Raw genomic sequence first — 10,335 nt, forward strand, 5'->3', positions numbered from 1 at the left:
CCACTGTTCTCGAATGGTCTGCCTGTTTTCGCTTGCCTGTTCGTACTTCAATGATGACAGGTGAGTGCATCGGTGTCATCACTCAAAGGAGTGAACATTCCATGAGGGACATTCATGGGCGGCGTCGAATCCTCTGCGGCGCAGGGTAATCAGGGCGAGTCGCGCGCTGCCTGGCGGCCGCACTGCACACCCAACCGTTCTCAGGCCTCTTTGTCGCTGCCCGCCTGAACCGCGTCCAAATCAGGCCTGGCAGCCGGAATAGCGCCCAAATCTGGTGCTGCCTCTTTGTCGCTGCCCGATTGAACCTTGCACCGATCTGAGCTCGTAGACGCTGTCGGGTCTCGCGGCCATAGTCAGGCCCGGCGCCACCTCGACGCCGAAGCTCGTACAGGAGGTCCCGCCGACCGAGTTCTTGATCTCGTTTCCCAGTGAGGCCGTGGCGCTCCCCGAAGCCGGGAGCTCTGGTGCGCGATCTGGTCGAGCTAGGCCGGGTCGATGCGAGCGCGGAGGAGGCAGAACACATTGCCCTCCGGGTCCTGGAGGACATGCCAGCTCTCTTCGCCGGTCTGGCCGATGTCGGCCGGCCTGGCACCCAAAGCGAGCAGGCGCTCGAGTTCGGCGTCCTGGTCGCGGTCGGTGGGGTTGATGTCGATATGCAGGGGGAGTTTCCAGGGCTTCGGATCCGTGCTGGGGCTGAGGATCAGCGTGGGCTGGAGGCCCCCGAACCCGACGCCGGGCGGGCCGATTTCGACGCCGCCGTCGGGCTCGTGGCCGAGTTCGACGTAGTCGAGGACGGCGCACCAGAACGCGGCGAGCCGTTCGGGGTCTTCGCAGTCGAGGATCAGCTCACTGATGCGGGATGCCATGCCCGCCAGTATACGAACGAGCCGGCGGGTGTTCGGGTGAAAGCGGAAGCCGTTGCTAGGCCGGGGCTTTCGCGAAGAGGGTGATGAGCAGGTCGAGTCGCTGCCGTTGCGCGTCCTCGGGGATGCGGCCGCTCTTGAGGAGTACGGCCATGCCGTGGAGGGAGCCCCAGATGAGTTCGGCGAGGGCGGCGTTGCGGTCGTTGTAGGGGCCGAAGGCGCTGACGAACTCGTTGAAGGCTTGGCGGAGCGGGGCGGGGGTCTCGGCGTGGGCGAACTTCACTTTGGTGGGCAGGGTGAACATGGCCTGGTAGGCGGCCGGGTGGGCGGCGGCGTAGTCGAGGTAGGCGGTGCAGACTGCGCGGATGGCGTCGGATTCGGGGGCGGCTTGGCGGGCTTCGTGCAGCTGCTCGGCCATCTCGGCGATGCACTCGACGGCGACGGCGTCGCGGATGGCCTCCATGTTGGCGAAGTGGCCGTAGAGGACCGGTTGGCTGTATTCGACGCGGTCGGCCAGCTTGCGGGTGGTGACCGCCTCCCATCCCTCGGCTTCGGCGAGTTCGCGGGCGGCGGTGATGATCAGCTGGTGTCGTTCGGCGCGTTGGCGTTCACGGCGTTCTGCGGCGGTCATCACAAGATTCTAGCACTGCTAGATTTTGAGGGTTGGATTGTGTATCGTTGGCAGTGGATCTAGCGTTGCTAGATTTCGCCTCTCTCGGAAGGACGCCCCATGCTTGCCATCGTCGCCTACTCCCTTGCCTCGCTCATCGGCCTTGCCGTGGTCGCCATGGGCGCCACCGGAATGCTCAAGCCGCAGTTCTACGCCGGCTTCGGCATTCCCGGCACGCCCGCCGATGACCCGGTTCTCAACTCCTGGCTGACGGTCAAGGGCGGGCGGGACTTCGGTTCCGGGGCCATGCTTCTGGTCGCAATCGCGCTCGGCACAAGCAGTGTCGCGGGCGGGGTCATGCTTGCCGCTGCAGTCATGCCCGTCTTCGACGGGCTGATCGTTGTGCGCGCGAAGGGGCCTCGTTCGGCCTCTTACGGGGTTCACTTCTCCACCGCAGCAGTGATGGTTGTCGTCGCGGCGTTGCTGTTCCTTGTTTGAGTTACGCCGAAGGCCGGCCCCGCTAGCGCGGGGCCGGCCTTCGGTTTGTCGTGGTTCAGTGGGTTCGGATCAGCAGGGTGCACCGGCCGGACCGCGGTAGTGGCACATAGACCCGGAGGCCTTGGACCGCATCGGTTCCCGACAAGTGCGTGTAGTCCTCGCCCGGGTGGTACCCCGGCCCCGCCAGGTTCGGGCCACGGTCGTCGATGCTCACCGTGATCCGGTGCTCGCCGACCCGGTACGCGAACTCGCCGCCGGGCGGCTCGAACCCGCCCGACGCCAGAGGCTTCACGCCCTCCAGCTCGCCGCTCTCGCGGAACGCCAGCTCGAGCACTTGCCGCACCCGGCCGGGGTTCGCCTCGATGCCAAGGCGCACTTCGCCTTCGCCCACATGCACGCGAGCTTCGGTCTCCAGCGCGACCACATCGGTCGGCCGATGCGGGAAGTCCATCGAGGCCGAGAACCGGCCGTCGTCCGTGAGCGGGTACTCGCCGTCCGCCCGCCGGTAGGCCTCGGGCAGCGGCTGGTAGTACGAGGCCGCGATCCGCTCCGTGAGGATGAACGAGTCGCCTTCGTACTCGAAGTCATCGGCCCGGAACGGCCCCATGCCGAAGAACTCCCGCGAGAGCCGCACCGAGTCCAGCACCGCCCCGCCCGCGAACACCCGCAGGAACGTCGGGTTGCTCGACAGGCCCGAGCGGATCCAGCCGTGCCCGGCATAGTCCGTGCCCCCGAACACCGTCACCGCGAATTCGCCGTCCCGCACCACCGCGAGACCCGACGAGTGGAACACCGTGCTCGCCGGTTCCGGCTTCTCGGCCTCCGGGAGCACCCCGGCCAGCGCCGGCTCCAGCAGGATCTCGGCCAGCGCGTCCGCCGGGTACGCGATCGGCGCTTCGAGGACGTGTTCGACGACCGCTGCGAAGTCCCCCCGGCCGCGTGCGATCGCGTACCGCCGGAACTGCATCAGGAACGGCGCCAACGGGATCGTGCCGAGCTGGTCCTGCCGCCGCGAGTGCACGGTCTCGACCGTGCCGTCGGGCAGGGTCGTGGCGGCGACCGCTTCGAGGTTGCGGCAGACCGCGTCGAGCAGTTCGGGCCGGTCCAGGGCCGTGCCGATCGCGGTCAGGGACGGGTTCGAGACGTGCAGGGAGTAGTTCGCGCTCCGCTCGGAGTACATGCCGTCCGGGGCGATGTCGATCCCCTCGGAAAGCCACTCGTCGACCCGCGCGACCAGCCGTTCGTCGGGCCAGTGCGTGTTGAGGCGCGCGAGCGCGGCGCTGAGCTCCCACCGGTGGTTCGGGGTGTGGACGCCGCCGAGCCGCAGTGGCCCGGCCGCCGCCGAGGCGATGGCCTCGAGGGCTCCGGCCAAGGGCCGCAGCGCGTCCGGGACCGCGTCGCCTTGGAGGAGCGCGTACGTGTCGCACAGGTCGTTGATGGTGAAGGCGGTGTCGGGCGGGGACGCGAGGTTCTCGCCGTCGAACAGGCCGTTGGCGCCCTGCATGCCGGCGAGGAACCCGACGAGTCGGTCGGTGGTGCGCGCGGCCTCGCCGGAGGCGTACAGGGCCGAGTCGCGGTGGACGGCGCAGGCCACGAGGGTCTTCGCGGCGGACATGACGGCCCGGTGGTGCGGCGAGCTCGAGAGGAGGCCGTCGACGCCGGCGAGCACGTCGCGCGCCCGCTCATCGGCCGCCGCCGTCACCGCCGCCAGGAACGCGGTGTCAGTCCTTGAGTCCGGCATTGATGTCCTCGTTCATGACGTACTTCTGGAACACGATGAAGATGAGCACGAGCGGCAGGATCGACATCACCGACGCGGCCAGCAGCAGCGGCCAGTCGATGTTCTCGGCGCCGACGATGGACCGCAGGGCGATCTGGAGCGTGAACTTGCGTTCGTCGCCCACGACGATGAGCGGCCAGATGTAGTCGTTCCAGCGCCACTGGAACGAGAAGATCGCCAGCGTCATGATGATCGGCCGCGACATGGGCAGCATGATCCGGAAGAAGATCCCGGTCTCGCGCGCCCCGTCGATGCGGGCGGCCTCGATGATGTCGTCGGGGATGGACACGAAGAACTGCCGGAACATGAACACGCCGGTGACGGTGAGGATCGAGGGCACGACCAGGCCCGCCATCGTGTCGTACATGCCGAGGTCGCGGATGACGAGGAACGTCGGCGAGAGGATGACCTCGGTGGGCAGCATCGTCGTGGCGAGCAGGCAGATGAAGAAGATCCGCACCCAGAGCTTGTCCTGGTACTTCGCGAGCGCGTACCCGCACATGGCGCTCGCGATGACCGTCAGGACGGTGGTCGTGAGCGCGACGGCGAGCGTGTTCGAGAAGTACAGCATGAAGTCGAACCGGTCCCACGCCTTCTCGAACCCGGCGACCGTGGGGTTCTCGGGGAGGATCGTGAGCGGGTACTGGAACAGCTCGGAGCCGGGTTTGAAGGCGCTGAGCAGGAACCAGACGAGCGGGAACGCGTACAGCGCGGCGAGCAGCCACATGAACGTCGTCATGGGGACGACGGCGCCGAGCTCTTTGGTCTTGCGCGCCTTGCGGTTCGCTTTGCGCGGTGCGGTGGTGAGGGCGCTCATGCGGATTGCCTCCGGTTGACGGCCATCTGCACCAGGGCGATGGTCAGCAGGATGAGCAGCAGGATCATGGAGACGGCGCTGGCGTAGCCGATGTCGGCGCGTTTGAAGCCGGTCTCGTAGATGTACTGGATGAGCATGACGTTCGAGGTGCCGGGACCGCCGCCGTTGAGCGCCTGGACCATCGCGAACTCCTTCATGGCCCCGAGCGAGGAGAGGAGGATGACGAGGAACGAGGTGGGTGCGATGGAGGGCAGCGTGATGTGGCGGAAGCGCTGCCAGGCGTTCGCGCCGTCGATCTCGGCGGCCTCGTAGTAGGCGCGCGGCACGTTCTTGAGGGCCGCGATGAAGATGAGCATGTTGAAGGCGGTGCCGCCCCAGGTGGCGGCGATGACGACGACCATGAGCGCGAGGTCGGGGTCGGTCTGCCAGGCGAGCGGGTCGGCGCCGAGTCGGGTGATGAGGTAGTTGACGAAGCCGAAGCTCTCGCCGAACATCCAGCGCCACACGACGCCCGCGACGATGGGGGAGATGAGCCAGGGGAAGAAGAAGACGACCTTCGCGAACGACTTGCCCTTGGTGTGGTTGGAGACCAGGAGCGCGGCGATCGAGAGCGACATGACGTACATGAGGGGCACGGACATGACCGCGAACAGCAGTGTGCGCGTGAGCGACTGGTAGAAGGTCGGGTCGGCGAAGAGCTTCTCGTAGTTGTCGAGGCCGATGAACTCGGGCGTGCCGAGGCCGGTGTAGTCGGTGAACGAGTAGATCAGGCCCAGGCTGCCGGGCCAGACGAAGAACACCAGGAACAGGACGATGCTGAGGCCGGACAGCACGAGCGGGGCGAGCCGGTACTGGGCGCGGCGGCCCCTGCCGGGCCGCTTGCGCGGCCCGGCGGGGGTGCGGGTTCGGATGGCGGTGGCCGTCAAGGGTTACTCGCAGACGATGTTCTCGTTGAGGCCGGCGATGATGTTGGCGATGGTGGTGGCCACGTCCTGGTCGCCGTTGGCGAGCTTGATCGCCTCGTCCTTGAGCGGGTCGGCGTCGCCGCCGGCGCTCTGGCCGGCGTATGCCATCTCCAGGTTGTTCCGCTCTTGGGCGCTCGACACCGGGTCCGAGGCCGCGATCTCCTCGTTGTACAGGTCGAAGCTGGCCTGCGAGGCGCCGTAGTCGATGTCGAGGCCTTGGACGACCGGCAGGAACCCGGAGATCTCGCAGATCTCGGTGTAGTTCTCGGCGGTGAAGAGCCAGTTGACGAAGTCGAGGGCGGTCTGGGACTTGTCGCCCTTGAACGCCACGATGTAGCCGCCGCCGAGGTTGGTCGCGCGGCGCGTCTGGGCGGGCATGAGCGCCGAGGCCCATTCGAAGTCGGCGATGTTGGCCTGGAAGTCGGCCACCTGCCACGATCCGGAGTAGTACGCGGCGACCTGGCCGCTCTTGAAGAGCGCGTTGGCGTCGTCGCCGGAGACCCACACGGAGCGGGGCATGACGTCGTCGTCGTTGATGTCCGCGAAGAACTGGAGCGCGGCGGTGGTGGCGGCTTCGTCGGTGGAGTACGTGCAGTCGTCGCCGAGCTCGAAGCCGTTGCTGCCGAACTGGTACATCATGGCGCGCAGGCGGTGCGAGGACGGGTCCATCACGAGCCCGTAGCGCGCTCCAGTCGCGGCCTTGACCTCCTTGACGGCGGCGATGAACTCGTCCCAGGTCCAGACCTGGTCGGGGGTGGTCGGGTAGGCGACCCCGGCCTGGTCGAACAGGGACTTGTTGACGTACAGGCCCACGGCGGTGAGGTCGGTGAGGAAGGTCGGGACCGCACCCTCCTGGTTCTCGGTGACCAGGTTCTCCATGATGCCGACGTCGCTCGCGATGTCGCCGAGGTCCTCCAGCTGGTTCATCCAGAGCGGGTCGAGGGCCTGGACCCGGGCGAGGTCGGGCAGGCCGTCGGCCTGGGCGGCGTTGCGCAGGCGGGTGTTGAAGTCGTCGTAGGGGATGTCGTCGATGTCGACGGTCACCCCGGTCTCTTCGAAGTACTTGTCGGCCATCTTCTGGAAGCCGCCGCCCTGGTTGGCGTCGCCCGAGAGCCAGAACTTGACGGTCTTCGCGTCGCCCTCGTCGTCGCCGCCGCCGATGAAGCCGCAGGCGCTGAGGGGCAGGGCCGCCGCACCGGCGGTGCCGGCGGTGAGGATGAGTCTTCTCTTCATTGAGCTCTCTCTTCAGGATGCGGGCCGGTGAGCGACCCGGTCGGGGTTCGGAGCGGGCGGTGGCGACGGCGCCGCACCCGCTGTCGCGCCGACCACGTGTGCCAAGTCACCCGGGTATGCGCTTGCCCGACCATAGCAGATGTTTCCTAACGCGCGACAGTAGCGCGCGTTAGGTGGTATTGAACTGCAACTTTTCCTTGAGCCTAGCGTCGCCTAGGCGGCTCCGGCCCCGCTCTTCGCATCCGCCTCGCGGGCTCTGTCGGCAGCGGGTTCAGGCTTGGCGGGCGACTCGTCGAACGCCTGGTCGGCGGCCTCGTCGGCGGCCTGCTTGAGGAGTTCGGCCGTGCGCTGGGCGCCGCGCTCGGCCGCATCGGACACGGCCGCGGAGAGGATGAGGGTGGAGCCGACGACGACGAGCGCGAGGCCGGCCGCGCCGCCGGAGACGAGGTAGGGCATCTGGCCGTCGACGTAGGCGAGCTCGGCCATGCCCATCCACGCGAAGGTGAGCACGACGCCCCCGGCCATCCAGAAGAGGAGGCCGAGGAAGCGGAGACGGGTTGCGGGGGAACCGGACACAGTCACTCCATTGTGGGCTAAGAGGGATTTTCAGTTTTCGCTACCGCGAGGTAACCGAATCTACCAATTCCTTGGTATCTTGTGACAGATGCCATAGCCCGTTTTCTCCCGAAGGGTGTTCGTACATGGTGAACCATCCCCCCGTACGCCGTTACCTCCTTACCGCATCGCTCGTAACCCTCGCCGCGACCGGATTCGCGGCGGCCCCCGTCCAAGCCGAGACCGCCTCGATCCTCGGCGCCGACAGCCCCGACGCCATCGCGGGCTCCTACCTCGTCGCCTTCGAGGACGGCGTCGACGCCGCCACCGTCGACGCGTTCGGCGGCGACGTCGAGCAGGTCTACGGCTCGGTCGACACCGTGCTCGCCTCGATGAGCGAGGCGGAGGCCGAACGGCTCGCCGCCGACCCCGACGTGGCCTACGTCGAGCAGAACCAGACCGTCGAGATCCAGGCGACCCAGGACGACCCGCCCTCGTGGGGCCTCGACCGGATCGACCAGTCCGGCCTGCCGCTCTCGGGCTCCTACACCTACCCCAACGCCGGTGAAGGCGTCACCGCCTACATCATCGACACCGGGATCTGGGCGAGCACCGCGGACTTCTCCGGGCGCACCGGCACCGGCTACTCCGCGATCGTGCCCGGCCTCCAGGGGCTCGACTGCAACGGCCACGGCACGCACGTCGCGGGGACCGTCGGCGGCACGAGTCACGGTGTGGCCAAAGCGGTCACGATCGTGCCCGTGCAGGTCCTCAACTGCCTCGGCTCCGGCACCACCGCCGGCGTCATCCAAGGCGTGAACTGGGTGACCGAGAACGCCGTCAAGCCGGCCGTGGCGAACATGAGCCTCGGCGGGGGCGTCAGCGACGCCCTCGACGCGGCCATCGCCGCCTCGATCGACTCCGGCGTCACCTACGCGGTGGCCGCGGGCAACGAGACCGCCGACGCGTGCGGTGTCTCCCCGGCCCGCACCCCCGCGGCGATCACCGTCGCCGCCTCCACCGAAGCCGACGCCCGCGCCGACTTCTCCAACTTCGGCGACTGCGTCGACCTCTTCGCGCCCGGCGAGAACATCACCTCCCCGTACCTGTTCGGCACGCCTTCGGCGCTGAGCGGCACGTCGATGGCCTCCCCGCACGTGGCCGGGGCCGCCGCGATCTACCTTTCGGCCCACCCGGACGCCTCGCCCGCCGAGGTCGCCGACGCGCTCACCGGCGCGGCCGTGCCGGGGGCGATCAGCGACGTCCAGGGCAGCCCGAACCTGCTCCTGCACGTCACCGACTAGCCCGGACGAGTGAGGGGCCCGGCCGCATCGGCCGGGCCCCGATCGCGTTTCCGGGCCTGCGAAGGCGGACATCCTGTGCGGGCGTCGCGAGTGGCCTGCGCCGCACCATGGGCGGGGGAGCGCAGTGCGCCGTTACGGCCCCCAAGCGCCGTCGAGGCCCGCTCTCCGCTCGCAGCGAACACGGAGCCCAGGCGCGTCCGATCGTCGCCCCGACGGGCTAAGGTCTGGATTGGTAACCGCAACGCCGAGTGCAAATCGCCGAGACAGAATGAAGGTGCAAGACATGGAGCATTCGATTCCGTTCTCCTCGAAGCTGGAGAAGGACGTCGTCAACGCGGTCGCCCGTCGCGGCGGTGGCGACCCTTCGGCGGTCGGCCTGGACAGCATGGTCTTCGACCGCCTCCTCAAGGAGCACATCCTCTTCCTGGGCTCGGACGTGAACTCCGAGATCGCCAACCGCCTGTGCGCCCAGCTGCTCCTCCTCGAAGCCGAGGACCCGGAGCGCGACATCAAGCTCTACATCAACTCGCCCGGCGGCTCGGTCTACGACGGCATGGCCATCTACGACACCATGCAGTACATCAAGAACGACGTCGCCACCGTCGGCATGGGCATGGCCGCCTCCATGGGCCAGCTGCTGCTGTGCGCCGGCACCGCGGGCAAGCGCTACGCGCTTCCCCACGCGCGCATCATGATGCACCAGCCCTCCGGGGGCATCGGCGGCACCGCCTCCGACGTCGCGATCCTCGCCGAGCAGATGCTCTACACCAAGCAGATGTTCCAGGAGCGCGTCGCCGAGCACACCGGTCGCACGATCGAGGAGATCGAGCGCGACTCCGACCGCGACCGCTGGTTCACCGCCGCCGAGGCGAAGGACTACGGCTTCATCGACCACGTCGTCAAGCGGGTGGCCGACGTCCCCGCCGAGGCCAACTAAGCACGAAAGAGGGGAACCAGATGATGGACATCCACGCCCAGGCCGGCGGCTTCGGCCCCCAGGCCCGCTACATCGTCCCGTCGTTCACGGAGAAGACCTCGTACGGGATCAAGGAGATGAACCCGTACAACAAGATGTTCGAGGACCGGATCATCTTCCTCGGGTCCCCGGTCGACGACACCTCCGCGAACGACATCATGAGCCAGCTGATCGTCCTCGAGGGCAACGACCCCGACCGGGACATCATCATGTACATCAACTCGCCCGGCGGCTCGCTCACCGCGCTCATGGCCATCTACGACACCATGCAGTACGTGCGCCCGGACATCCAGACCGTGTGCATGGGCCAGGCCGCCTCGGCCGCCGCCGTGCTGCTCGCGGCCGGGACCCCCGGCAAGCGCACCGCGCTGCCGAACTCCCGCGTGATCGTCCACCAGCCGGCCACCGAGGGCACCTTCGGCCAGGCCTCCGACATGGAGATCCAGGCCCGCGAGATCATGCGCATGCGCGACCAGCTGGAGAAGATCCTGGCCCGCCACACCGGCCAGCCCGTGGACAAGGTCCGCCGCGACATCGAGCGCGACAAGATCTTCACCGCCGAGGAGGCCGTCGCCTACGGCATCGTCGACAACGTCCTCACCTACCGCAAGAAGAACGCCCTGCCCGCTGAGGTCGCGGCGTAACGAGCCCAGTGCCGGGGGCCGGGCGGCCCGCACGCCCCGCCCCCCCCCCCAACCCATGGACCCACACCACCGCTCGATCCGCCCCCCATG

The 10,335-nt window shown here is 68.0% G+C and carries 11 protein-coding genes; 4 read left to right on the forward strand and 7 right to left on the reverse strand.

Going from position 1 to position 10,335, the window contains the following annotated elements; translation table 11 throughout:
* Positions 1–482 precede the first annotated feature (482 nt).
* Complete coding sequence (locus J5V16_RS18010) at positions 483–866, reverse strand: VOC family protein (protein WP_208498018.1); 384 nt, start codon at positions 864–866, stop codon at positions 483–485.
* A 55-nt stretch (positions 867–921) separates the two neighbouring features.
* Positions 922–1,494: a TetR/AcrR family transcriptional regulator gene (locus tag J5V16_RS18015; protein WP_208498020.1), complete on the reverse strand. Its 573-nt coding sequence runs from the start codon at positions 1,492–1,494 to the stop codon at positions 922–924.
* A 99-nt stretch (positions 1,495–1,593) separates the two neighbouring features.
* Here J5V16_RS18015 and J5V16_RS18020 point away from each other — a divergent pair, with 99 nt between their 5' ends.
* Entirely contained in the window at positions 1,594–1,971 is a 378-nt protein-coding gene (locus tag J5V16_RS18020) for a DUF4267 domain-containing protein (protein ID WP_208498022.1), read from the forward strand.
* A 55-nt stretch (positions 1,972–2,026) separates the two neighbouring features.
* Here the strand turns inward: J5V16_RS18020 and J5V16_RS18025 are convergent, their stop codons facing one another.
* The 5 genes from J5V16_RS18025 to J5V16_RS18045 form a co-directional block, all read right to left on the reverse strand.
* Positions 2,027–3,712 (reverse strand): hypothetical protein, encoded by a 1,686-nt coding sequence (locus J5V16_RS18025; RefSeq protein ID WP_208498024.1) that lies wholly within the window; start codon positions 3,710–3,712, stop codon positions 2,027–2,029.
* Complete coding sequence (locus tag J5V16_RS18030; protein WP_208498026.1) at positions 3,693–4,568, reverse strand: carbohydrate ABC transporter permease; 876 nt, start codon at positions 4,566–4,568, stop codon at positions 3,693–3,695. Before J5V16_RS18030 ends, J5V16_RS18025 begins: the two co-directional genes overlap by 20 nt.
* Entirely contained in the window at positions 4,565–5,494 is a 930-nt protein-coding gene (locus J5V16_RS18035; protein WP_243901411.1) for a carbohydrate ABC transporter permease, read from the reverse strand. Before J5V16_RS18035 ends, J5V16_RS18030 begins: the two co-directional genes overlap by 4 nt.
* Before the next feature lie 3 nt (positions 5,495–5,497).
* Positions 5,498–6,766, reverse strand: coding sequence for an extracellular solute-binding protein (locus J5V16_RS18040; RefSeq protein ID WP_208498028.1), 1,269 nt, complete (start codon positions 6,764–6,766; stop codon positions 5,498–5,500).
* Positions 6,767–6,979: 213 nt separating this feature from the next.
* Positions 6,980–7,342 (reverse strand): hypothetical protein, encoded by a 363-nt coding sequence (locus J5V16_RS18045; RefSeq protein WP_208498030.1) that lies wholly within the window; start codon positions 7,340–7,342, stop codon positions 6,980–6,982.
* Between the two features lie 125 nt (positions 7,343–7,467).
* Between J5V16_RS18045 and J5V16_RS18050 the strand changes: the two genes are divergently transcribed.
* The 3 genes from J5V16_RS18050 to J5V16_RS18060 all read left to right on the forward strand — a co-directional run bounded on the left by J5V16_RS18050 (position 7,468) and on the right by J5V16_RS18060 (position 10,245).
* Positions 7,468–8,625 carry a S8 family peptidase gene (locus J5V16_RS18050; RefSeq protein ID WP_208498032.1) on the forward strand — a complete coding sequence of 386 codons (1,158 nt, stop codon included), beginning with the start codon at positions 7,468–7,470 and terminating at the stop codon, positions 8,623–8,625.
* Between the two features lie 385 nt (positions 8,626–9,010).
* Positions 9,011–9,562: an ATP-dependent Clp protease proteolytic subunit gene (locus J5V16_RS18055; protein ID WP_208498438.1), complete on the forward strand. Its 552-nt coding sequence runs from the start codon at positions 9,011–9,013 to the stop codon at positions 9,560–9,562.
* 20 nt (positions 9,563–9,582) lie between these two features.
* The gene (locus J5V16_RS18060; protein ID WP_304606385.1) at positions 9,583–10,245 is read left to right on the forward strand and encodes an ATP-dependent Clp protease proteolytic subunit; all 663 of its coding nucleotides are present in this window, start codon (positions 9,583–9,585) and stop codon (positions 10,243–10,245) included.
* The last annotated feature ends 90 nt before the right edge of the window (positions 10,246–10,335 follow it).

This window comes from Glycomyces niveus, from assembly GCF_017592475.1.
GTDB lineage: Bacteria > Actinomycetota > Actinomycetes > Mycobacteriales > Micromonosporaceae > Glycomyces > Glycomyces niveus.

Bases quoted from the DNA above. Each gene is read 5' to 3' on its own strand.
- J5V16_RS18025 (WP_208498024.1), bottom strand. From the start codon at position 3,712: ATGCCGGACTCAAGGACTGACACCGCGTTCCTGGCGGCGGTGACGGCG.
- J5V16_RS18010 (WP_208498018.1), bottom strand. From the start codon at position 866: ATGGCATCCCGCATCAGTGAGCTGATCCTCGACTGCGAAGACCCCGAA.
- J5V16_RS18040 (WP_208498028.1), bottom strand. From the start codon at position 6,766: ATGAAGAGAAGACTCATCCTCACCGCCGGCACCGCCGGTGCGGCGGCC.
- J5V16_RS18030 (WP_208498026.1), bottom strand. From the start codon at position 4,568: ATGAGCGCCCTCACCACCGCACCGCGCAAAGCGAACCGCAAGGCGCGC.
- J5V16_RS18055 (WP_208498438.1), top strand. From the start codon at position 9,011: ATGGTCTTCGACCGCCTCCTCAAGGAGCACATCCTCTTCCTGGGCTCG.
- J5V16_RS18020 (WP_208498022.1), top strand. From the start codon at position 1,594: ATGCTTGCCATCGTCGCCTACTCCCTTGCCTCGCTCATCGGCCTTGCC.
- J5V16_RS18060 (WP_304606385.1), top strand. From the start codon at position 9,583: ATGATGGACATCCACGCCCAGGCCGGCGGCTTCGGCCCCCAGGCCCGC.
- J5V16_RS18050 (WP_208498032.1), top strand. From the start codon at position 7,468: ATGGTGAACCATCCCCCCGTACGCCGTTACCTCCTTACCGCATCGCTC.
- J5V16_RS18015 (WP_208498020.1), bottom strand. From the start codon at position 1,494: ATGACCGCCGCAGAACGCCGTGAACGCCAACGCGCCGAACGACACCAG.